Origin of the sequence: Psychrobacter sp. UBA3962 (assembly GCF_002385225.1) — a bacterium.
Lineage (GTDB): Bacteria > Pseudomonadota > Gammaproteobacteria > Pseudomonadales > Moraxellaceae > Psychrobacter.
Genome location: NZ_DGDC01000036.1, coordinates 1 through 24,029, shown reverse-complemented (window position 1 = coordinate 24,029; position 24,029 = coordinate 1). Strand labels below are relative to the sequence as shown.

At 43.0% G+C, this 24,029-nt stretch carries 21 protein-coding genes and 1 tRNA gene; 13 read left to right on the top strand and 9 right to left on the bottom strand.

What is annotated here, in order from left to right:
- Window positions 1-334: 334 nt before the first annotated feature.
- Window positions 335-1,222, bottom strand: coding sequence for a LysR family transcriptional regulator (locus B3S92_RS08925; protein WP_296205088.1), 888 nt, complete (start codon window positions 1,220-1,222; stop codon window positions 335-337).
- A gap of 195 nt (window positions 1,223-1,417) precedes the next feature.
- Between B3S92_RS08925 and B3S92_RS08920 the strand changes: the two genes are divergently transcribed.
- From B3S92_RS08920 to acnA, 5 genes are all read left to right on the top strand, one after another.
- The gene (locus tag B3S92_RS08920) at window positions 1,418-2,536 is read left to right on the top strand and encodes an alpha/beta hydrolase (RefSeq protein ID WP_296205085.1); all 1,119 of its coding nucleotides are present in this window, start codon (window positions 1,418-1,420) and stop codon (window positions 2,534-2,536) included.
- A 138-nt stretch (window positions 2,537-2,674) separates the two neighbouring features.
- Window positions 2,675-3,865: an MFS transporter gene (locus tag B3S92_RS08915; protein ID WP_296205091.1), complete on the top strand. Its 1,191-nt coding sequence runs from the start codon at window positions 2,675-2,677 to the stop codon at window positions 3,863-3,865.
- A gap of 61 nt (window positions 3,866-3,926) precedes the next feature.
- On the top strand, window positions 3,927-4,400 hold the full coding sequence (locus B3S92_RS08910) for a cyclophilin-like fold protein (protein WP_296205083.1): 474 nt from the start codon (window positions 3,927-3,929) through the stop codon (window positions 4,398-4,400).
- A gap of 108 nt (window positions 4,401-4,508) precedes the next feature.
- Window positions 4,509-4,889, top strand: coding sequence for a surface-adhesin E family protein (locus B3S92_RS08905; protein ID WP_296205080.1), 381 nt, complete (start codon window positions 4,509-4,511; stop codon window positions 4,887-4,889).
- Window positions 4,890-5,546: 657 nt separating this feature from the next.
- Window positions 5,547-8,327, top strand: coding sequence for an aconitate hydratase AcnA (gene acnA, locus B3S92_RS08900; RefSeq protein ID WP_296205078.1), 2,781 nt, complete (start codon window positions 5,547-5,549; stop codon window positions 8,325-8,327).
- 75 nt (window positions 8,328-8,402) lie between these two features.
- Here the strand turns inward: acnA and B3S92_RS08895 are convergent, their stop codons facing one another.
- The 6 genes from B3S92_RS08895 to hisB all read right to left on the bottom strand — a co-directional run bounded on the left by B3S92_RS08895 (window position 8,403) and on the right by hisB (window position 13,521).
- Window positions 8,403-9,641: a cysteine desulfurase-like protein gene (locus tag B3S92_RS08895; protein ID WP_296205076.1), complete on the bottom strand. Its 1,239-nt coding sequence runs from the start codon at window positions 9,639-9,641 to the stop codon at window positions 8,403-8,405.
- A gap of 43 nt (window positions 9,642-9,684) precedes the next feature.
- Entirely contained in the window at window positions 9,685-10,317 is a 633-nt protein-coding gene (locus B3S92_RS08890) for a 2OG-Fe dioxygenase family protein (RefSeq protein WP_296205073.1), read from the bottom strand.
- A 185-nt stretch (window positions 10,318-10,502) separates the two neighbouring features.
- Entirely contained in the window at window positions 10,503-11,330 is an 828-nt protein-coding gene (locus B3S92_RS08885) for an enoyl-CoA hydratase (protein WP_296205070.1), read from the bottom strand.
- 157 nt (window positions 11,331-11,487) lie between these two features.
- The gene (locus tag B3S92_RS08880) at window positions 11,488-11,823 is read right to left on the bottom strand and encodes a hypothetical protein (protein ID WP_296205069.1); all 336 of its coding nucleotides are present in this window, start codon (window positions 11,821-11,823) and stop codon (window positions 11,488-11,490) included.
- Between the two features lie 246 nt (window positions 11,824-12,069).
- Window positions 12,070-12,705: an imidazole glycerol phosphate synthase subunit HisH gene (gene hisH, locus B3S92_RS08875; RefSeq protein ID WP_296205067.1), complete on the bottom strand. Its 636-nt coding sequence runs from the start codon at window positions 12,703-12,705 to the stop codon at window positions 12,070-12,072.
- Window positions 12,706-12,894: 189 nt separating this feature from the next.
- Window positions 12,895-13,521 (bottom strand): imidazoleglycerol-phosphate dehydratase HisB, encoded by a 627-nt coding sequence (gene hisB, locus B3S92_RS08870; RefSeq protein ID WP_296205065.1) that lies wholly within the window; start codon window positions 13,519-13,521, stop codon window positions 12,895-12,897.
- Window positions 13,522-13,765: 244 nt separating this feature from the next.
- Between hisB and B3S92_RS08865 the strand changes: the two genes are divergently transcribed.
- From B3S92_RS08865 to B3S92_RS08845, 5 genes are all read left to right on the top strand, one after another.
- Window positions 13,766-14,197 (top strand): hypothetical protein, encoded by a 432-nt coding sequence (locus B3S92_RS08865; RefSeq protein ID WP_296205063.1) that lies wholly within the window; start codon window positions 13,766-13,768, stop codon window positions 14,195-14,197.
- Window positions 14,198-14,314: 117 nt separating this feature from the next.
- Window positions 14,315-14,390, top strand: a tRNA-Phe gene (locus B3S92_RS08860).
- A 338-nt stretch (window positions 14,391-14,728) separates the two neighbouring features.
- Window positions 14,729-15,229: a DUF4385 domain-containing protein gene (locus B3S92_RS08855; protein WP_296205060.1), complete on the top strand. Its 501-nt coding sequence runs from the start codon at window positions 14,729-14,731 to the stop codon at window positions 15,227-15,229.
- A 57-nt stretch (window positions 15,230-15,286) separates the two neighbouring features.
- Window positions 15,287-15,979: a phosphoglycolate phosphatase gene (locus B3S92_RS08850; protein ID WP_296205058.1), complete on the top strand. Its 693-nt coding sequence runs from the start codon at window positions 15,287-15,289 to the stop codon at window positions 15,977-15,979.
- 62 nt (window positions 15,980-16,041) lie between these two features.
- Window positions 16,042-16,650, top strand: coding sequence for a class I SAM-dependent methyltransferase (locus B3S92_RS08845; protein WP_077451326.1), 609 nt, complete (start codon window positions 16,042-16,044; stop codon window positions 16,648-16,650).
- A 144-nt stretch (window positions 16,651-16,794) separates the two neighbouring features.
- On the opposite strand, the gene B3S92_RS08840 is transcribed toward B3S92_RS08845, so the two are convergent.
- Complete coding sequence (locus B3S92_RS08840; RefSeq protein ID WP_296205057.1) at window positions 16,795-18,138, bottom strand: LptF/LptG family permease; 1,344 nt, start codon at window positions 18,136-18,138, stop codon at window positions 16,795-16,797.
- Window positions 18,135-19,514, bottom strand: coding sequence for an LptF/LptG family permease (locus tag B3S92_RS08835; RefSeq protein ID WP_296205055.1), 1,380 nt, complete (start codon window positions 19,512-19,514; stop codon window positions 18,135-18,137). The genes B3S92_RS08840 and B3S92_RS08835 overlap by 4 nt, the downstream gene beginning before the upstream one ends.
- 706 nt (window positions 19,515-20,220) lie before the next feature.
- Between B3S92_RS08835 and B3S92_RS08830 the strand changes: the two genes are divergently transcribed.
- The 3 genes from B3S92_RS08830 (at window position 20,221) to sstT (ending at window position 23,993) form a co-directional block, all read left to right on the top strand.
- Window positions 20,221-21,870 (top strand): leucyl aminopeptidase, encoded by a 1,650-nt coding sequence (locus B3S92_RS08830; RefSeq protein ID WP_296205052.1) that lies wholly within the window; start codon window positions 20,221-20,223, stop codon window positions 21,868-21,870.
- A 29-nt stretch (window positions 21,871-21,899) separates the two neighbouring features.
- Window positions 21,900-22,391, top strand: a complete 492-nt coding sequence (locus tag B3S92_RS08825) for a DNA polymerase III subunit chi (RefSeq protein WP_296205050.1) — start codon at window positions 21,900-21,902, stop codon at window positions 22,389-22,391.
- Window positions 22,392-22,772: 381 nt separating this feature from the next.
- Complete coding sequence (sstT, locus tag B3S92_RS08820) at window positions 22,773-23,993, top strand: serine/threonine transporter SstT (protein WP_296205048.1); 1,221 nt, start codon at window positions 22,773-22,775, stop codon at window positions 23,991-23,993.
- The last annotated feature ends 36 nt before the right edge of the window (window positions 23,994-24,029 follow it).

The window sequence follows — 24,029 nt, the reverse complement described above, 5'->3', positions numbered from 1 at the left end:
CAAATTAGGGACACGCCCTAATAATACTTTGATTCAGTAAGTCTTTATAGCCCTCTAAAGTCTGACCATAATTACTCGTGTTAATCAATTCTGCCATAGTTTCATCTTTCATGATGTGCAGTCCTTGAAGACATCTTAAGTAGTCCATTATTAAATCTAGTATACATGAGTTATATTTAACTAACCCTAAAAGCAAACTAAAATTTATTTATACCTACTACATTAATTCAATTTAGTTATGTGTTTATTTAATTTCAAAGCGTTTATTGCTAATAACTAAAAGCAGAGCTGTTATCGTAGTGAATAAAAATGCTACTTAAGATTCGAATAAATATTATCTAACTCTCAAAGCATCAATAACGGCGCGTAGCGCAGGTGACACATTGTGATGCGGATAATATAGATGAAAACCACTAAAGGTATGACTGAACTCTCGCAATACATGAATGAGTTGGCCACTTTTTAGTTCCTCTTTGACCATATCAATGGGCACATAACCAATGCCTAGTCCTCGTTTTGCTGCATCAATCACTGAATAATCAGTCGAAAATACCCATTGCCCTTGCGTCTTTAACTTATAGGGCTGGCCATCAATCACAAAATCCCAATGATACATACCACCATTCATAAATCGATAGCCCAAACAGTTGTGATCGTTCAAATCTACTGGGGTTTTAGGAAAGCCAAACTCGTGGAAATAGTCCGGTGAACCTACTACAGCAATCTCCTCGTCATAGTCGATACGCACCGATATCATGCCGTCAGTAATCAAGCTACCAAAGCGTACACCTGCATCAAATTTTGTACTGATAATATCAGACAGAGCCGTATCGCTTATCAACTCCAACTCAATATCAGGATAAAGCTGCTTGAACTTAGCCAATTTAGGTAAAAGGACTTTATCAATAGCGTATTGACTAGCACTGATGCGCACCAACCCCGCAGGCGTTTCTCGAAAATGCTTGAGTTCATCTAATTTCTTATCTAATGAGCCGAAACTCTGCTCAGCGGTTACAAATAACGCTTCACCTGCGTGTGTCAAAGACAAACTGCGTGTGGTTCTCGTAAATAGCTGTAGCCCTAAGCGTTGCTCTAATAATTTGATGGAGCGGCTCAATGCGGATTGTGATATTCCAAGTTTGATAGCAGCTTTAGTAAAACTGCTTTCTTGAGCAACCAATAAGAAAGCATGCAGCTCATTATAATTTTCTTGTTGTCGCATATTTAGAACCTGAGTGAATAAATAAAAGCTAAAAAATAGGTATTATCACTGGAATTGTAGCAGTATAAGATAATCTCATAACCACAAAGAATAGATTACAAAAAGCTTTGCTTGGTTTATAACACTACTATTTCTGCAAACACAATATAAGTAATCATCAGATACGTTATTGTCTGTCATTACAAAGGATAACCAATGACTGCATTATCAATAATAAAAAAGCTTAGCTTAGGATTACTTGTCAGTTCAACCCTCTTTGGAGCGAATCATATGGCACAGGCAAACACATCCATCCTACCCCTTACACAAAAATGGGATAAAACCTTTGCTAAAAGTGACAGCGTCACCCATCAAAAGGTAACGTTCAAAAACCGTTATGGCCTCACTCTCGCAGCAGATCTTTATATACCAAAAACTTATAAGGGCAAAAAGCTGGCGGCATTGGCTGTTAGTGGGCCTTTTGGTGCTGTGAAAGAACAAGCATCAGGACTATATGCCCAGAAAATGGCAGAGCAGGGTTTTGTTACTATCGCCTTCGACCCTTCGTATACAGGTGAAAGCAGCGGTCAACCTAGAAATGTAGCCTCTCCAGATATCAATACTGAAGACTTTAGTGCAGCGATAGATTACTTAGGGTTACGTCCTGAAGTCGATAGAGATCGGATTGGCGTTATTGGTATTTGCGGCTGGGGTGGCATGGGTCTGAATGCGGCTGCGATGGATACACGTATTAAAGCGGTCGCCACGACCAGCATGTACGATATGAGCCGTGCAATGGGACATGGCGTAGGTAATGGCACTGATCGCTATGACGCTAACGATCGTCAAGCCGTGTTAAAACACCTTAATCAACAACGCTGGGTAGATGCAGAGAAAGGAAAACCTGCAACGGCCAATCATGACCTCAATGTAGACGATAATGGCAAAGTGACCACGGCGGATCGAATTTTGCCCGAAACCTTGGACAATAACCCGAACCCTGTACAAAAAGAATTTTTCGATTACTACCGGACAGATAGAGGTTTCCATAAAAATTCAGTGAACTCAAGCGGAGCATGGACGGCTACGATGCCCTTGTCATTTATGAATATGCCACTGCTGAGCTATATTGATGAGATATCTCCGCGTCCCATTTTAATTATTGCTGGTGAAAACGCACACTCTCGATATTTCAGCGAAACTGCTTATCAAAAAGCCAAAGAACCCAAAGAACTACTCATCCTGCCTAATACTAACCATGTCGATTTGTACGATCGCATAGATAAAATTCCTTTTGACAAATTAACAGAATTTTTTCGCACAAATCTGAAATAAAAGTAGAGCAACTAATGAAGCATAACAACAACCGGCTAAGTGATGGCCGGTTGTTCATTTATGTTTAGGGGGACTTCTTTAGCCCGCTCTATCACTTTAAAAACTGACGTTTTAAATATATTAATATCGAGAATAGGTATGTTAAACACCAAAGAAAGTGAAGTAATTGAAGAGCAGCCTGCTTACTGGAGCGGGGTTTTCGCCATGACACTGTGCGTTTTTACTTTAATTGCTTCAGAGTTTATGCCGGTAAGTTTGTTAACTCCGATTACAGCAGATCTCAACATCAGTGAAGGCATGGTGGGTCAAGGTATTGCCATTTCAGGTGCTTTTGCAGTTATCACAAGTTTGACGATCTCTCGTATAGCAAGAAGCATGAATCGTAAAACACTATTGTTGCTTTTAACTGCAATGATGGCTGTATCAGGTGTCATTATTGCGTTGGCACAGAATTATACGGTTTATATGGTAGGTCGAGCGTTAATTGGTATAGTGATCGGTGGCTTCTGGTCAATGTCAGCGGCGACGGCTATGCGCTTAGTACCAAGCTCAGATGTACCCCGAGCAATGGCAATTTTTAACAGCGGTAACGCACTGGCAATGGTTATTGCAGCCCCTATGGGCAGTTATCTCGGCTCAGTCATTGGTTGGCGTGGTGCGTTTCTTTGTCTGGTTCCTATCGCTATACTGGCGCTTTTTTGGCAGTGGATTAGTTTACCCTCCCTGCAAGTTACGATCGATCACTCAGCAAAGCAACCTACTATTTTGGGCTTATTACGTAATCCTATAGTGACGATTGGCATGCTCGCAGTCAGTTTGTTTTTTATGGGGCAATTCTCACTTTATACCTATGTAAGACCTTTCTTAGAGACCATTACCCAAGTTGATACTTCTACTCTATCTCTGATTTTACTTGGTATTGGGGCGATGGGTTTTATTGGAACCTGTGTCATTACTATATTTCTAGATCGCCGTTTTTACGCAACCTTAATTATTATTCCAATTATCATGGCAGCTATTGCAGTGATGTTCACATTATTTGGAACATCACTCATGATTGTGTCTGTACTATTTGGCATCTGGGGACTTTTAGGCACAGCGGCCCCCGTAGGTTGGTGGAGCTGGCTTGCTCGAACGCTTCCAGAAAATGCTGAAGCTGGTGGCGGATTGATGGTGGCTGTCATTCAACTTGCTATTGCGGTGGGTTCAACATTGGGCGGGGTCTTATTTGATCATAAGGGTTATCAAGTAACGTTTATAGCGAGTGCTATTATTTTAATGATTTCTGCGTTTTTAACCTCGCGATTGGCCAAAAAGCAACTACTTTAGAGGATTTTGACAGATGAATGTGAAGATCCATATGATTGTTATTATAATGATACTTGGTGTTATGTCAGCCTTAAGCGCTTGTGCTGATAATCAAAATCGTACACCAGACTCACCCATTGGGCATGAAAGTTTGACACAAAATACAAGCCACAATAGTACAGAGCAGCCGATATTAGAAAAGAAGCAGATGAATATGTGGATGACAGTTGATGGACATCGTTTTGAAGTAACTTTTGAGGACAATGCGACTGCGCATGCGTTTGCAGCACAATTGCCCTTAACATTAAATATGGAAGATTTGCACAGTAACGAAAAGTACGCTCAGTTACCAAATGCATTGCCAACGAATGCCAGTCGTGCCAATACCATTTATAATGGTGACATCATGTTATATGGCTCATCAACGTTAGTGGTGTTTTATAAGAATTTCTCTTCATCATATTCCTATACACGCATTGGTAAAGTGAATCAACCTGATAAGTTAGCTGATAGGCTTGGACAAGATAATGTGCAAGTTGAATTTAGTCTTAACTGACTTTAATTGATACCTACACTCTTCCAATAAGAGTCACGCTCGAAAGCATTATTTGATTAGCTGTACTGCCGCTATAATCAAGAAAAAATTGTATTAGGGGTGTTTAGTGTGAAAAGGTTGGCAATGCTAGCGGTAAAAGGTTTTATTTCAGTAACAGCCACTGCATCTAATTGGGTGCAAGTTGCACAAAGCAAGAATACAATATTCTATATTGATAAAGACTCAATAATAAGTTCTGGAAGTTATAAACAGGCATTTTTCAAGCGAGCTTACCATGATGTTCAGACATCATCTGATATAAAGTACGACTCAACGGTGCAATTAGATCAGATTGATTGTAAGAGCCAACCTATGCGACTTAGATCATTGTCAATAATATTTAGGCTTAATGATGAAGTAGCTTTCAGCATTGATAGCCCTTCTAAATGGATAATAGCTTATCCAGACACAACTGGTGAAGAAATAGCCAACTATTTGTGTTCCCACTAAAAATATTATAATGAGGGTTTAAGCAGAAAGGATTAACTTCTGCTATCAGACGTTTTAAAAACAGCGTTGTTAAGTTTTTCGAAATACTGAGAAAGTCCAATTACGCCTAATAGTGATTATGTTAAACCACTAAGTTAAAAGAAGCCATAAATTAATAATAACAAAGGCCACCAATTTTCGGTGGCCTTTTTTTACCTCAAATTTAAAGTTTAATATAAAGGCTAATTAGTACTGACAATCACTGTTTTTAATATGAATATCTTTAGAGTGACTTTATTTACTATTTACCTAAACGGCCTATTAATTAGACACCCACCATTCTGGCCACCCAATAGCCTCTAACAAGCAACATAGCAGGCAGTTCACCATTTTCTGTTACGATTTTCACACGAGGCAACTACGTCCAAACCTTAATAAATACCACAATCTTTGTTATGGTAGTAACAATGACAAAAAACCAAGGACGTTTGTCATCTTATCCCTACGGTCGTGCTAATAAGCCACTTGGGGATATCTCTTCTAACAACAGCTCAAATTATTCCCTAATAAGTGCTCTCTGTAGCCAATGAGACCTTGTTTAGTGAATACATTATTAGCCCCCTCAATCAATAATAACTTTTATAAAAAATAAGTTAATAAATAGAAAAGGAAGCCACTATGAGTGATATATTCAATGTAAAAGACAAGTTAACGGTCGCAGGCAAAGACCATGCCTATTACAGCCTCCCCAAACTTGCTGAAAAATACCCCAATATCAATACCCTACCTTACAGCATGAAAATTGTGCTAGAAAACTTACTGCGCAATGAAGACGGCGGACAATCTGTCGGTGAAAATCACATTGAAGCCGTAGCCAACTGGGATGCCGGTGCCGAAGCGTCAAAAGAGATTGCGTTTATGCCAGCCCGTGTGGTACTACAAGACTTCACAGGTGTGCCCTCTGTTGTCGACCTGGCCGCTATGCGCGATGCGGTAGTCAAACTGGGTGGTAAAGCGGAACAAATTAACCCGTTTATTCCCAGTGAACTAGTGGTCGACCATTCGGTACAGGTTGATGTCTATGGTCGTGAAGACTCTTTAGACTTAAACGAAAAAATCGAATTTAAGCGCAATAACGAGCGTTATGAGTTCTTGCACTGGGGTAAAAACGCATTTAAAAACTTCGTAGTAGTACCGCCAGCTACAGGTATCGTGCACCAAGTTAACTTAGAGTATTTGGCGCGTGTGGTCATGGCCAGTGAGCAAAATGGCGAATGGACCGCTTATCCCGATACCGTGTTCGGTACTGACAGCCACACCACCATGATTAATGGTATTGGTGTCTTAGGTTGGGGTGTGGGCGGTATTGAAGCCGAAGCTGCTATGCTAGGCCAGCCTTCATCAATGCTTATCCCACAAGTTGTTGGTTTTGAAATGACAGGTAAGCTACAAGAAGGTGTGACCGCAACTGACCTAGTATTACGTGTGGTTGAAATGCTACGTGCTCACGGTGTGGTCGGTAAGTTCGTTGAGTTCTATGGTGAAGGTCTACACAATATGCCATTGGCGGATCGTGCAACGATTGCCAACATGTCACCTGAATATGGCGCAACCTGTGGTATCTTCCCGATTGACCAGATGGCAATTGATTATCTGCGTCTGTCAGGCCGTGATGAAGCTCAAATTGAGTTGGTTGAAAAATACGCCAAAGCGCAAGGGTTATGGCACGATAGCAATACCCCAGCTGCGACCTATTCTAGCAATCTGCATTTAGACTTATCCTCTGTACAGCCTGCTCTAGCCGGTCCAAACTTACCACAGCAGCGTATTAATTTATCTGATATGCATACACGTTTTGGTGAAACGCTACATGCGATGACCAAAGACCGTAAATCAGAAGTAGAAGGTAAAGTACGCTTTGATCAAGAAGGCGGGGAACAAGAGCAAGCCGATCGTTTGTCTGCTAAACCTGACGTATTCTCAACGATTAGCATCAATGATCAAGAACATGATCTGCATGATGGTTCTGTGGTCATCGCTGCAATTACTTCTTGTACCAATACCTCTAACCCTGCGGTTATGATTGGTGCAGGCTTAGTGGCCAAAAAAGCCGCTGCTAAAGGCTTAACCGCCAAACCTTGGGTTAAAACCTCATTGGCACCGGGCTCTAAAGTAGTGACTGATTATCTAGAAAAATCACAACTAATGGACGAGCTTGAAAAAATTGGCTTCTATCTAGTGGGTTATGGGTGTACCACCTGTATTGGTAACTCAGGTCCTTTATTAGAATCTGTGCAAAAAGGCATTGAAGAAAAAGACCTAGTAGCCGCTGCGGTACTATCTGGTAACCGTAACTTCGAGGGTCGTATTCACTCCCATGTGAAAGCGAGCTACTTAGCGTCACCACCTCTAGTCGTGGCCTATGCCCTTGCCGGTACCGTAAATATCGACTTAACTAAAGATCCTATCGGCCAAGACCCAGAAGGCAATGATGTATTCTTAAAAGACATCTGGCCTACGTCGGAAGAGATTAATGAGCTGATTGCCAATAACATCGATGCCGATATGTTCCGCAAAAACTACGGTAAAGTGTTTGACGGTAGCGCAGCTTGGAATGCCATTAGCTCAGCAGATAGCCAACTCTATCCCTGGAGTGAAGCGTCAACGTACATCAAAAACCCACCTTTCTTTGATGACATGACGATGGAGCCAGAAGGCATTAAAGATATTGAAAATGCTCGCATTTTAGGCTTATTTGGTGACTCAATTACCACCGACCACATCTCTCCTGCCGGTAATATTGCTCCTGATTCACCAGCGGGTAAATACTTGCAAGAACGCGGAGTGATGCAAGAAGACTTTAACAGTTATGGTTCACGCCGTGGTAATGATGCAATCATGACCAGGGGTACTTTTGCCAACATCCGTATCAAAAACAAAATGATGGGTGGCAAAGAAGGCGGCTATACGTATTACTTCAGCGGTGATAAAGCGACCTTACAGGATGGTGAGGAAATGGCCATCTATGATGCTGCAATGAAGTACAAACAAGAACAGCGTCCTTTGGTGGTACTCGGTGGTGAAGAATATGGGTCAGGTTCAAGCCGTGACTGGGCAGCCAAAGGTACTATCCTACTGGGTGTCAAAGCGGTATTGACCAGCTCATTTGAGCGTATTCACCGTTCTAACCTAGTCGGTATGGGTGTCCTGCCATTAACCTTCAAAAAAGGCGAAAATGCAGAAACCTATAATCTAGACGGTTCAGAAGTGTTAAGCATCACCGGGCTTGAAAACGGCGAAAGCAAAACTGCGACAGTTACTGCCACACGTGCTGATGGCAGTACAGAAAGCTTTGAGGTGAATGTGATGCTACAGACGCCAAAAGAGCGTGAGTATGTGCGTCATGGCGGCGTATTACATTATGTGTTGCGTCAGCTTGCCGCAGAAAATGTGGCCTAACGCCTGATACTTTCATGATTTCATAGTACATAATTTTATAACAGCAAAAAGCCCAACCAATTGGTTGGGCTTTTTTTATGCACTCAAAAACTCATCTATCAAATCAAATAACACGTCTATTTCTTCGATGGTATTGTAGTGTAGACAACCGGCACGGATCACACCACCGTCTTCCATAATACTCAACTGTTCGCATAGGCCTTGCGCATAGAAGTTACCAGCACCGACCCCCACGACTCGCTTAGCACAGAAGTCTGCAAACTCTGCAGGCGTTCCTTTGGGCAGTCTAAAGGCAAAGGTTGGACTACGCCTTTCTACGCTTTTTTTACCATAGAGCGTTACCCCTTCGATCGCTTTTAACTTATCTAAGAAATGTGCAGACAAGGTTTGCTCATAAGCTTTGATATTATCAAAGGCAGTCTCTAAACGATTACGTAAAGTGTTATCTGCTGACTCTTGACCTGATAAAGAGGCCAAGTACTCAATGGCAGCGGTCATACCTGCTAGACCTTCAAAGTTCTGAGTGCCCTGCTCCCAACGGTTCGGGGCAACTTCAGTCGCGGGCTCTACTTTATAAGGGATTAACCCCTCTAGATGTTCAGTTTTGGCATAAATGGCCGCCACATGAGGTCCGGTAAATTTATAAGCAGACAATACCAAAAAGTCACAATCTAAATGTTGAACATCAAGGCTAAAGTGAGGGGCATAATGCACCGCATCAATAAAGATTAAGGCCCCTACTGACTTTGCCATCTCAACAATACGCTTGGCATCGAGCACACTTCCTAGGGTGTTAGAGGCGTGAGTAAAAGCAATCAACTTAGTGTTGTTATTAATTTTGCTGGCCAGCTCATCGTAGTCAATCTCAAAAGTCGTCTCATCAACGGCTATCTGATGTACCGTTACCCCTTTGTCTTTGGCAATGTGCTGCCACGAAGACACATTAGAATAGTGGTCAGCGGCGGTGACGATAATTTCATCATCTGGCTGCCAGTCACGTCCTATGGCACGGCTAAAGTTAAACATCAGCATCGTCGCTGAGCCACCAAATGAAATAGTATCGGCTGAGGGGGCATTCACCAACGCTGCCACAGCCTCTCTAGCCTGCTGCATGACTTCGGTGGTTTTAACCCCAGAAAAGAAATTGGAGCCTAAGTTGGCATTATAAAACGCAAAATAATCACGTATTGCATTAAGGGTGGTTTCGGTGGTTTGCGACCCGCCTGGCCCATCAAAAAAGATAGGTGTTTTACCTTCTACGCTTTGATTGAGCGCAGGAAACTGTTGGCGAATGGCGTTAATATCAAGTGGCATAAGCAATCCTTGTTATGCATTTAAAAGACAGCGACTTGAGCCGCTACTTAATTTTGTCACCGGTGATGACAAACATATCAAAATAGCCGGTTTCTTGATTGGCCTGTACATCATTGGCGCTGTGCCAAAAAAGCGCATCGTTTAATACTAGAAACTCACCCTCTTTAAATAGGTGATCCAGCATAGGTTTGCTGTCTTGCGTTTCATGCACATACAGCTCACCACCGGTTAAATTTTCATAATTAACGAAGAACATACCAATACGATTAAACCCATCTTGATGCACCCCTTCTGGTGCAATAGCAATGGTTTGGTTGGGCTTAGCACGCATACGTAGCTGATGCACCTCAACCTCTGTGTCTACAGGAAGTTCCGCATTGCTGTAAAACTGAGCAAACATCTCTTGAAAAGCATTGCTTTCATAGCAAGACGCTTCAATATCAGGATAGTCGCGCGCGATATCGCCCTGAAACTTATTCAGTTCACTAGATTGCTTAAAGGGCCGGTAAGGCAATTTATTGACTTTATTGCCACTGAAAGTAAAAGCGCTATAACGACGCAAACGATAATCGCCGTCTTTATACTCGTTTTCGGGAATATTCAAAAAAGAAGGGGCCAACTGTTGAACGTTGGTTTCAGAGAGCTTACCAAGTTTTAAATAAAAGGGAGTAGTCATAATCATCCTTGTCATAACTTATAGTTTGAATGATTATAAATAAAAAGAAACAATAAAGCCAACATCAAAAATAAACAACTAAGTGTTTACAGGAAAGGCAATAAAAAACCCAACCAAAACAAATTTTTAGGCTGGGTCATTTGATTTCATTAGTTAGTTGGCTGGTCAGTTAGCCATTCGGGGCATTAATGCCCTGTCCACACAGCTTGTCGCTTTTCAATAAAAGCATCAATGCCTTCTGCCACATCTTTCGCCATCATATTATCGACCATGACTTGGCTGGCATAGTCATAAGCGTCTGGCAGGCTCATGCTTAGCTGGTTATAAAACATCTGCTTACCGGTGGCTGTGGCCACAGGAGATTTGCCGATAATGGCTTGGATCAACGCCTGCAGTTCATTGTCTAGTTGCTCAGGCTCTGCCACTCGGTTAATTAAACCTTGTGCCACCGCTGTCTCGGCATCGATAAACTCACCGGTAATCAGCATTTCAAAAGCCTGTTTGGGAGATAGATTGCGACTGACCGCTACTGCAGGCGTGGAACAAAACAGCCCCACATTAATGCCTGATGTGGCAAACTTGGCGGTAGTCGAGGCCACTGCTAAATCACACGAGGCCACCAATTGGCACCCTGCTGCGGTAGCAATGCCTTGCACTTTGGCAATGACAACTTGTGGCATGCGGTTTAGGGTCAGCATCATCTGACTACACTGATTAAAAAGATCCTGATGAAATTCTCTCTCAGAATGGGCGCGCATCTCTTTTAGGTTGTGACCGGCACAAAACGCTTTGCCTTCTGCCGCAATCACCACCACTCGGATAGACTTGTCTTTTTCAATTTCATCCAGCTCTTTTTGCAGCGCAGTAAGCAAGGCCACCGATAAAGCATTAAATTGTTTGGGGTTGTTTAAGGTCAGGGTCACCACACCGCTATTATCACTGCTGTCCTGACGGATAACTAACGGATCTGGTTGTGTGGCTACTGAGGTATTCGTTGCGGTTTGCTGTGTCATATCTCATCCTTGATATATTATTTAAAATGAAAAACCTCTTAAAATAGAAAAAAGCCTCTTAAAATAAAAGAAGCTTCCCTTAAAGTATAGGATTTAGCGCTTAAATTAAACCGCTATTTTTAGTAACTCACTATTTTTAGTAACTTACTATGACTCGCTAACTATGCTTATCAAACAAGGAGGTCCAACGGTTCACTGCATATAGCGCGTACGGCCAAAAGCAGGTATTAATAATATCGTGAATACTCAGCCGTAGATGTTCGCCAGTAATATTTGGGTAGTTATGACTTAAGTCTAAATACTCGCCTAAAAGCGCAAAGAAGGTAGCCACCAGCAGCGCAATATTAAGCCGGGTTAGGTGGCGTTGCACAAAGGGTCGTGTTACCAACAGGCTAAATAAAAACACCCCTATGCCGACATAGATATGCAGAGAATCTCGATCTAATCCCGTAAAATCAGTGACATATATTTTAAACTGTTGAAACCCAACCAATTTTGACTCCAAACTTATTACGCAACAAATGCTGTACCGTCTTTCAAGACTCTAAACCACCCAAAGTAAAGCCTTAGTATAGGCGACAAAACTAACGGTAGGGTTAGGCTTTGTTGGTGTTGTTTGTCTTAATGAAATACTAGTTAAGCTAATTTAAACTGTGCTATATAAAAAAACCGCGACTGGTTTGAGCTCATCGCGGTTTTGATTATTGGGCTAATTAAAAAAGAAAACGCTTAGTAACCCTTAAATCTGCCACTCAACAAAGTTCTTCAAGAGCTGTAGCCCATCTTTATGGCTCTTTTCAGGGTGAAACTGAGTAGCAAAAAGATTGTCTTTTAGGATACTGGCACAAAAGGGCTGGCCGTAATCACAGACAGCAGCTGTTAACGAACTGTCTTCAGGGGCACAGTAATAGCTGTGTACAAAGTAAAAATGCGCATGCTCATCAATTCCCTGCCAAAGGGGATGACTGCGATCCATACCAGAGATGGTGTTCCAACCCATATGTGGAATCTTAATGGTCGCTCCCTGCTCATCTGTCCAACTTGGATCAAACTTTTTGACCTGACCGGAAACGATGTCTAAGCATTGAGTATGCTCAAACTCCAATGATTCGGTAAACAGGGCCTGCATACCGACACAAATGGCCATGACCGGCTTGTTAAACGCAGCTTCTTGCACTACCTTATCGATGCCCTGCTCGCGCATTTGAGCCATACAATCGCGCATTGCCCCAACGCCTGGGAATACGATTTTATCCGCCGCACGAATGATCTTAGGATCATTGGTAATCGACACCTCAGCCCCCACTGCCGATAATGCCTTGCTGGCAGAATGCAGGTTGCCCATGCCGTAGTCTAAAAGTGCGATTTTGGTCATAAATTGGTCTCTTTGGCTTATTGGTTTTTACTATATAACTCAATAAATTATAAACGGCTTTTATGACTTTGGGGGACTAAATTTAATTGCCATAAAAAAAGACCGGAAGCTTTACGCCTCCAGTCTCTATTTCTAGTCTTTTAACTATTTAGCTTAGCTTTTTACGAAGCAAAGTATTTACGAGGCAGACTATAACGCTTCTTTGGTAGACGGCAATGTATTTAGCGCACGCTCATCGTATTCACACGCCATACGTAAGGCACGGGCAAAAGCCTTAAAGGTACATTCGATTTGGTGATGACTGTTTTTGCCTTTTAAGTTATCTAGGTGTACGGTCATCCAAGCGTGGTTTACAAAACCGAAGAAGAATTCGCTGAATAAGTCCACATCAAAGCTGCCCACGTGTGAGCGTGTAAAAGGAATGTCCATGTGCAGACCTGGGCGACCCGAGATGTCTACCACCGCACGGGTTAATGACTCATCTAATGGCGCATAGAAGTGGCCATAGCGACGAATGCCCTTTTTGTCACCCAAAGCTTTGGCAAACGCCTGACCTAAGGTAATTCCGGTATCTTCCACACTGTGGTGGTCATCGATATAAGTGTCGCCCTTACAAGTGATGTCTAGATCAAAAAGTCCGTGACGTTTGATTTGGTCTAGCATGTGATCTAAAAAAGGCACACCTGTGTCAATTTTACCCTGACCTGTCCCATCTAGGTTGACAGTCACACTCACTTGAGTCTCGGCAGTATTACGCTCTACGCTGGCAACACGATTGGGACGATTGGCTGGATTTAAATTTATTTCAGTAGTCATGGCAGTAAGGCTCACTAATAAATAATTGGCTCGTTAATAATTGGTTGGTTAATAAAAGAACAATACCCGTTAACAGTCGCTAAATAGCGATAAAAACAACAAACATCACTTGATGATAGCAAAGGTAATACTTTTAAGCCATATATGGCCCCTTTAAACGCAGATAGTTTGCTAAAATACTGATATAAATTTAATTTAAGCCCCTTTTTATTTAAACTCACAGTTCAACCTCTGGGAGGTTTGTATGCCATTAGAAGCTGTTGCCATTAATTCTTTTGACGCGCCTATTATGCGCGAGACCACTCATGACGGTGAGCTGCGTGAGCGTATTGCCAAGCTCTATACTGCTGAAAATGCCAATATAGGCGACCTAAAAGATAGCGAGTCGGTGCTGGCTCTTTTTGAGACCGCTTTTAAACGGGGTGCCCTGATGTATGTGGGTATGTTTAATGATAAGCCCATTGCCGTTATTGGCTGCTTTGATGATGGTCAGACCGATACCAAGCGTCTGCAGTATTTGGCAATGCATCCTGAAAACGTTAATCGCGGCATCGATGCCAAGTTTATTAAAATGGTATATGATAAAGAGATTAAAAAAGGGGTTCGTCAATTTATGCCTGTTGACGAGCAAGTTCATAGAATTATGAGCGAATATGAATTAATTCGGGTAAAATAGCGGCTAATTCTGAATATTCGACCTTTATTTCATATTATTTCAACTATTTTTATTTATTTTCAGAAAAAGGGTTGACAGGTCATCAAATATTTAGTTTAATAGCGACCTCATAAAGACGGCTCGATAGCTCAGTTGGTAGAGCAAAGGATTGAAAATCCTTGTGTCGGCAGTTCGATTCTGCCTCGAGCCACCATCTTTATACCGAATACTGCTTAACAGCATAAATAACCCTCGAGCTAATTTAGTTTGAGGGTTTTTTTATGGTTGTGATTTTTTATCGTTATAAGTTTATAACCTAAACCTACTCTAAGTGACAAAATCAGGTTAACCCTTTTGTTAACTTATCTACACGCCCTTCTGTTAATACGTATCCCTAACACGCTCATCATCTAGCCTTTTAATAGCCCTTCGCTAGCCTTCAGGTTACAGAGTCGGTATTTACTGCTGGCTTTTGGCAGCTATACTGTTTAGACAAGTGTCCTTTTTTGTCTATAAATCTGCTATCTACAAATCTGCAATGTGGATGTTGTTATGCGTGAATTTGACTACAGCCTAGACTATAAATCGCTAAACTTACGCGAGCACCCAGAGCTATACCGCGTGGGCCGTGGTGAGCAAGGGGTTCTATTAGTTGAGCCTTATAAGTCCGAAATCCTACCACATTGGCGCTTTGCCACCCCTGACGTTGCTACTGAGAGCAGTGATAAAATTTATCAGATGTTCTTGGATTATTTAGAGCAAGGTGATTTTGTGGGTGCCGATATGGCGCGCAAGTTTTTGCAGATGGGCTATACCCGTGCCCGCCGTTATGCCAATCATAAGGGCGGCAAAAAATATAAAGGCCCCGTGCCTGACGATAAAAAAGGCCAAAGTGGTTCGCATGGCCGAGAAGAGTTACCTCGGGATGATGAAGATCCAATCAAAGCCGAGTCGGCTAGAATATTTAAACAGAAATGGGATTTATGTCGAGCCAACGACACTTATCTTGAGATGAAAAAAGCACATCGCGAAAAATACAAAGACGTAGATTAATTTAACCTTTATTTATAACTCTCTATATTTATAACCCTTTAGCTTTACGAGATAACTATGACTGCTGTAAAAAAAGAACTGCTTATTTTTGATCTGGATGGCACCTTAATCGATAGTGTGCCTGATTTGGCACAAGCCACGAATGATATGCTTACCACCTTATGTAAATCTACCTATCCTATCGAGACCGTCCGCAATTGGGTGGGCAATGGGTCACGGATGTTGATAGAACGGGCGCTGGTTGGCTCTGTAGAGGTCGCAGAGGGTCAGTTAAGCAAAGAGGAGGCTGACCACGCTGAAAAGGTATTCTTCGACGCTTACGCCAAAGTAAGTGGCGACAATACCGTTGCCTACCCTAATGTAAGCGAGGGCCTAAAAAAATTAAAGCAAGCGGGCTTTACCCTAGCATTGGTTACTAATAAACCGAGCCAGTTTGTGCCAAAAATTCTAGAGTCTTTTGGCTGGAGTGAGTTATTTACCGAAGTGCTGGGTGGCGACAGCCTACCCGCTAAGAAACCAGATCCTGAGCCCCTGCGTCATGTTTGTCGCACCTTACAGATTGCCCCAGAGTATGCGGTAATGATTGGCGACTCAAAAAATGACATTTTTGCCGGTCAAAACGCCAATATTGACACACTAGGTCTGTCTTACGGTTATAATTACGGCCAAGATATTCGTGAGCTAAAGCCAACCGCAGCCTTTGATGACTTTCAAAGCTTGGTGGATTGGGTAATCGCTGAGTATACCTAGTCACAAACAGCTTACAGGCTCTAAGATGACCATACAATTCCATTATTCGTTAAGGCAACACCATGACCCACACCCCTCCTGCTGATTTATTACAAAAAGCCAAACATTGGCGCGAAGACATTGCGTTTACTCAAGAGGTGCTCGGAGCGCCGATGCACTTCACCACCACTTGGGGTATCTTCTCTCCAGAGAAGCTAGATGCTGGCAGCTTGATGCTACTGGATCATGTTGACTTTCAAGTGGATGATGACTCAATTGATTTAGGATGTGGTTATGGGGTGCTGGGCATGGCTGCAGCCAGAGAATGTCCTCAAGGCCAACATACCCTTATTGATAAGGACTTTATGGCGGTTGAATATGCGCGCCGTAACTGTGAAAAAAATGGTCTAACCAATGTGGACGTCCATTTATCAAACGGCTTCAATCACGTTGATCCCAACAAAGACTTCAGCCTAGTAATGTCTAACCTGCCCGCCAAAGTAGGTAAAGAGCAGCATTATCTATATTTGTTAGATGCTTATAGCAAAATGCGTAGCGGTGGCCGCTTTTATGTGGTGACCATTAACGGTCTGCGTCAATTTATGAAACGCGCTTTCACCGAAGTCTTTGGCAATGCTGATAAAGTAAAACAAGGTAAAACCTACACCATTACCCGAGCGATTAAAGAATAACGGCAACTGTTTATAATTTCAGTTTGGTTAAAACCTATTAAAAAGAGCCCCGACTTGCTGAAAGTCGGGGCTCTTATTTTTGCTAACCTTTTGTATTTTATTATTAAATAAACAACAACCGCTGTCTTTAATTTAGCCCTGAATTTAACCCTGGCGTTTAATCAAATAAAAGCCCAAGGCTGCACTGCCAATGATGGGCAACAATACCATCAATAACGGTGATGCCCCAGTGGCTAAGGCCACAAAGCTGGTTAAATCTTGGATATAGCTAAACAGCAAACCAAAGATTAAAGCCACCACAATACGCAGGCCCAAGCTATGCGTGCGCAGTGAACCAAACACAAAAGAACAGGCCACAATCACTAGCGATAAAATAGCAAATGGCGATAGCAGTTTTTGCCAAAAAGCCACTTCATGCTCTAATGAGCGGGTGCCTTGCGAAGCATTAAAACGCTTATGATCATACAATTGAGTCAGGGACAAATCTTCAGCACGACGGGTCAATAAATACACTGAGCTGGGCGATATCGGCAGATTAATCACATCATCTGATTGATTCTGTTTGGACACCAAAGGCTCATTATTTAACACAATTTCCTGTGACTGTCTGACATTGCTCGAAACTGCCTGGCTTGATTCGGCACTGCTCTCTGCCTCAGACGCCTCTTTTGTGGCTTCAATCTCTTCAGATTGAGTAATAGCCGCCCGTTCTGCTAGCTTTAAAGTAGTAACGTCTTCTAATTTCCACTGATAGTTAATCAGCTCTTTTTCTGCTTTGGTCAAATCTTGCAAGCTGGCTTGAGTTTGCTCATTGGCCTTAGGCAGATAGATACCGCCCGACGCTTTAGACACCGCCGTTAAGTTATTGTTTTCATCTAAATGCCAGCGCTTTACTTTACCGATATTGCCATTGGCGTCTGCATAGTCGATATAGATGATATTGTGACCCATGCCTTCTTGCTGCGCCTTTTCGCCGACAGCAGGCGCATTTTGTAAGGTCCAGTAGCCATTGACTGACGCGAGTAAAGCGGTATCAGGCTTGCGAATCTGATTCGCTTTTAAATTAGACTCAGGCAAAACATATTGGTTGATCGCCAGCGCCAATATGACGAATATGAACGCGGGTTGTAACACCCAGCCGACAATACGATTAATACTTAATCCGGCCGCCCTCATCACAATAAGCTCAGAGTTATTGGCCAATAAGCCCAAGCCAACGACAGCTCCTAATAAGGCGCCTGTGGGGGTAAACTGCTCTAAAAAATAGGGCGATTTATAAAAAATGTAGGTCAAGGCCTCAAAGTAGGTATAGCTGTCTGAGATGTCTTCTAATTCTGCCAAGTAGGCAAAGATCATCTGCAGTGCCCACAGCCCTATCACCGCAAATAGCATGGCAAATAGGGCATTTTTTTTGACATAGCGCGAGATAATCTTGCCTGAGTTTACGCCAGTTAAGGTTTTGGAGTCGCCAGACTTCATAGGATTCATGATCGGCCTCCATTATCAAAAGTATTATTAGAATTAGTAGCCAACTTGCGTTGACCGAGTCTGAAACGTACCCTGTGATGAATTCGACTCGCCCAGTTAAGATAGAGTGCCAACACCATAAAACTGATAATAGCCAAAGGATAACTCCAAACAGAGACAGAGCCTTTAGTTACTGAGTTTTTCAGCGAAATAACTACCAAGGCACAGCTGGCATAAATAATAATTGCCGGTAACAGCCTCAACCAACGCCCCTGTCTAGGCCGAACTTGGGCTAGAGGAACCGCCAACATCGGTGCCAAAATAATCAACCAAGGCAAAGATAAGCGATAGCCAAGCTCTGCTTGAGCCGCTAGGATTTGTTGCTGATCAGGCTTTTGAGTAGTCACTGGCGCTTTGTCTGTTGACGCTGCGTTTAGGTCAATGACTGGCGCTGCTTGACCGGTAGCGGCTTGCCACAATACCGGTAAGCTTTGAGTGGTGACATTATCATCGGTAATAATGTCTCTTGGCGGTTGATTGATACTAATGCGATAACGCTCAAAACTAACTTGGTTATACACCAAGCTGTCCGCCCCCACTTCATAACGTCGGCCTTGGAATAAATCTAGCTGGGTGGTATCCGCTTGATCACTTCCCACGACTTGTACCGCTCGTTTTGCCAACACAATCACATCCCGCTCAGCTTTACTGGGATCATTCGCTTCTTTTGAAGCTGCTGAGGCAACCGGCTTAGTCAATTCAGTGATGGTTTTATCTGCTTTAGGAGATAAAGTAGGCGCCTCGGCCTGGGCACCCTGTGTCTCATCGACAGCGGTTTCGCTAACACTAGGCGGGTTAGATTTTGCCCCCTCACTTTGACTTCCGGTTTGCACCAGTATCACATCTTGCAACTCGGTGCGATCTTCGTTCATGCTCCCCACATATAGGTGGTAGTCGTTACTGCTAATAAAAGACTGGGGACGAATCAAATCAAAAGCACTGCTTAATGACTGCTGCTGCCAGATATTGTCAGAATTTCTAACTCCCCAAGGTTTGCCGTATAAAGACAAGCCTGCCTCTAAAACAAACAATAATAAAATAAAGGGAATCATTAATCGGGCCAAACGACCTCGTGAGATGCCACTGCCATTCAACACGGCCATTTCTTGGTCCACATACAGTCGACCAAATACCAACATCAACCCGATAAAAAAGGACAGAGGCAAGACCAGCTCTAAGAAGTAAGGCAGGTTATAGCCAATAATGGCAAACAACAAACCCACATCAAGGCGCCCTTCAGCGGCAATACCAAAGTAGCGGATCATTCTTCCGCCCAGTAGTAATACCACCAAAAACCCCAACACCAAGGCGGTCGTTGAGGCAACTTGTCGGGTCATGTATCGGCGTAAAATCACAGGCAAACTCAAATTAGATTAGAGGAATGAAACAACGGTTTAACCCCGTATACAGCTATAAATAAGACAGCCATAGCTAAAGGGAGCTATTATGACCGCCATTATTTCAGCAAATCATAAAGGATTATGCTAGAAATTAGGAAATATATTGGGCTTCATTAACAAAGCACATACATCAATGGGTCACAGAGTATCGTTTGGCAATAAAACACTGACAACCAAGCTCTATTATAATCTTAACACCGGTAATGGGGGTAGTCGCTATAATGGCTAGGCTCAAATCTAGGCTAGATCAACAATAAATCCAGACTCAATATAAAAAAATGACGTTAATTTATCAGTGGACTTTAGAGGGTAACTAAAACCCACAAAGTCAGGCGCATAAGGTCTATCTATCCTAGCATGGTTCTGACGTTTTTAGAGGGGCAATAGTCCTCTATCTGCCCATAATCTAGGCCAATATGTTAGACTATGCGATAGGCTCAATGCCTATATCATCGTGAGCCAGACAAACAGCTATCCTCATTAACGATTATGGGTTTATGCCCTTAATAACTCTAAAATTAAAACAACAGTAATGCTTAGGGTTATGGCTAAAGCTGCTTACCCAAAGCATTTTTTAAAGCCCTGAGTCACTGTCAAAATACACTATAAAAACAAACTCATCACATAACACATAGGAATGATTATGAGCTTAACTCTTTCAGTATCTAAAACTTTACCAAAGCTGGCCTCAAAAAAACTACTAAAAAAGGCGCCCGCTAATAACGATATCCAAAGCCATTGTTTGGCTGTGTTGGTAGATGACGAAGCCAACCTAATAGGCAACTTCAAAGGCTTAGAAGCCTATCAGCAACGTATCGAAGATTTAATCGCTGTTTCTGACTTCAGTGGTAAGCTGGGTGAAACGGTAGCAGACTTTGCTCTGGCAGCCGATGCCAAAAAAGCGCCGTTACAACTTTTATTAGTGGGCGTGGGCAAACCTGAGAAAATCAACTCAGCTTCTATCCAAAAGATTGCGACTGCGCTTTATAAGAATACTCAGAAGCGCGTGACTAACTTAGCCGTGGCTATTGGAGATGATCTATCTGATGAAAGCCTACAGCAACTGGCCTTAGAGTTACTAAACGCCAGCTACCGTTTTGACAAATATAAGTCTGAAACCACTGAGCCTAAACTTTCTGAAGTCACTTTGGTTTCAGCCAGTGTTGAGCAAGCCACTATCGACTATGTGGCGGCGGTTCACAGTGGTCAATCTTTGGCCCGTGATGTGGCCAATGAGCCAGGTAATATTTGCTTCCCAGTTTATATGGCTGACCAAGCCAAAGCGCTGGCCAAAGCTTACCCAGACTTACTGAAAGTGACGGTATTGGGCGAAAGCGAAATGGAAGAGCTGGGCATGAACTGCTTCTTGTCAGTGTCTCGCGGCTCTGTACGTGAAGGTCAATTGGTTATCCTTGAGTACCAAGGCCAAAACCAAGCCATTACCACTAGCAGCTCAAACAGCTTTGCAGATACCTTAGCCAACAATATCAAAGCTGTGGCCGATAAGTTGCCGAAAAAAGCAGCCAAAGCTAAAAAGGCAGAAGCCGATGCTGAATCGGTAGAAGAAGCCTTTGACGCTCCTATCGTATTAGTGGGTAAAGGCGTAACCTTTGACTCAGGCGGTATCTCAATCAAGCCAGGTGCGGCGATGGATGAGATGAAATTCGACATGGGCGGTTCAGCTTCTGTATTAGGGACCATGAAAGCTTTATGTGAAGCGCGTCTGCCTATTAACGTAGTGGGCGCCTTAGCTTGTGCTGAGAATATGCCTTCAGGGGAAGCAACTCGCCCAGGTGATATCGTGAAAGCGATGAACGGTAAGAGCGTCGAAATTCTAAATACCGATGCAGAAGGCCGTTTGGTTCTAGCGGATACGCTATGCTACGTTCAGCGTTATAACCCACGTGCCATCATCGATGTGGCCACTTTAACAGGCGCTTGTGTGATTGCCTTAGGCCACGTGCGTTCAGCGGTATTCAGTAACGATGAAGACGTATTGTTTGAACTAGAAAACGCCAGTGATCAATCAGGTGACCTAATTTGGCACATGCCTCTTGATGATGAATATCAAAGCCAGTTGGACTCTCCTATTGCCGATATCCAAAACATTGGTGGCCGCGCCGCTGGAGCAGTAACGGCTGCTTGCTTCTTGTCTCGCTTCATCGAAGAGGGTCAAGCCTGGGCTCACTTAGACATCGCAGGCACTGCTTGGAACTCAGGTAAAGAAAAAGGCGCAACAGGCCGTCCTGTTCCTTTATTCATGCAGTATCTAAAAAATATGTCTCAGCAGTAATCTGACTGCCAGACGTATAAAAGCTACTTATGCAAATTAGTTTTTATGTCCTCGGTGAGCGTTATATGCAACAAGACGCCACCGCAGTAAGCACCGCCTCAGCCGTTGATGCTGAGGCGGTGCTAAACTTTGTGTGTCGATTGACCCAGACCGTTTTGAATAAAAGCGAATACAGCTTAGTCATCGTTGACGATCAAACAAATCGACTTCAGGCATTAGACGAGCAATTATGGTCTTTTGATGCCACCAGCTTTATTCCACATACGCTTATTACTGATAATCAAGTCACTGCAGAAAAACTTTCTGCCCCTGTGACCCTACTCTCTTCATTTCCCCCAAATTTCGATGGCGTGGTTCTAAATCTGGCTCCGACTGCCCTTGCTTTATCCAAAAATGGGACGTTGCCTGAGCGGGTCTTGGAAATCATCACTCCTGATGAAGTCAGTAAGCAGCAAGGCCGTGATAAATACCGAGCCTATCGCGACTTAGGCTTTGAGCTTATCTACTATCCTATTAACTAACTCTCTGTTAGTGAGTCCTGCTATTACTTAATCCTCTTATTGCTTAATTCTGATATTGCTGACTCTATTTTCTGTATAGCCTTAGAGCGTTAGCGGCCATTAGCTGGTTTTTTTGTGCTTATTATTAAAAGCAATTTATAGTTATCTGTTGCAGACGATTTCAAGTTTTGTATAATCAGGGCATAATCTGATTATGTGATAGAGCTTAGCGGAGCAGCGTTTACTATAATTTCACTGTCAATAGCTCTTAAAACTCTATCTCTCAATCAAATCATATACCCTAAAGATATTTAGGCATGGGCGCTAGGCCTTATGCCCGGTATGCTTTTATTTTTTATTTTCGTGCTGATTTATTTAAGTTAGCATTTATTTGGAGAGCTTATGAGAGCCCTTATTGACATGTACCAGCGCATCGGCTTGGTGCCTCTAATTATTATTGGGCTAGTAATTGGTATCTTAATAGGTTGGTTATTGCCTTCAGTGGGTATCGCGTTAGGCTTACTTGGTACCTTATTTGTGGGTGCGCTAAAGGCTGTGGCGCCTATTTTGGTATTCATTTTGGTCATGGCGGCAGTCAGTCAGCACCAAGGTCAAAGCCAAGTTCATGTGAAGCCTGTGTTGATCATGTACATTTTCGGCACTTTCTTGGCCGCCTTAACGGCTGTGGTAGCAAGTTTCGCCTTCCCAACCGAGCTTATTGGCCTAAACACCATTGAGGCGGTTGCTGATCAAGCCCCTCCTTCAGGGTTAAAAGAAGTGTTAACCACGCTACTTATGAACTTAGTAGACAACCCGGTTAATGCCATTGCCAGTGCCAACTATATGGGTATTTTGGCTTGGGCGTTAATCATTGGTTTTGCGTTACGTAAAGCTTCTGCCACCACCCGTACCATGGTTGCTGACTTATCAGAGGCCATCTCTAATGTGGTGCGCTTTGTTATTGCCTTTGCTCCTATTGGTATCTTAGGCTTAGTGGCCAATACCATTGCTGAAACTGGCTTTGAAGCCTTAGCAAGCTATGGCCGTCTACTGGCGGTACTGCTGGGCTCTATGCTGTTCATTGCCTTAGTCGTTAACCCTATTATTGTGGCCTTTAGTATCCGTAGAAACCCTTATCCTCTGGTGTTTACTTGCTTACGCGAGTCAGGGATTACTGCATTCTTTACCCGCTCATCAGCGGCGAACATTCCAGTCAACATGAACTTAGCCAAAAAGCTGGGCTTACATGAAGACACTTATTCAGTGACCCTACCCCTGGGGGCGACGATTAATATGGCGGGTGCTGCCATCACTATTAACGTATTAACTTTAGCTGCCGCTCATACCTTGGGTATTCCAGTGGACTTTGGTTCGGCTTTATTACTTAGTGTGGTCGCTACCATCGCTGCTACGGGTGCTTCAGGGGTGGCCGGGGGATCTTTGCTACTTATCCCACTGGCTTGTAGCTTATTTAACATCCCTAATGATATTGCAATGCAAGTTGTGGCCATTGGCTTTATCATCGGTGTGGTCCAAGACTCGGCAGAAACAGCGCTTAACTCGTCAACCGACGTATTGTTCACTGCAGCCGCTGACCCCGTTATGAAAAGCAAAACTGCTTAAGCGCTAAACAAACCTAATACCAATTCTAAAAAATAA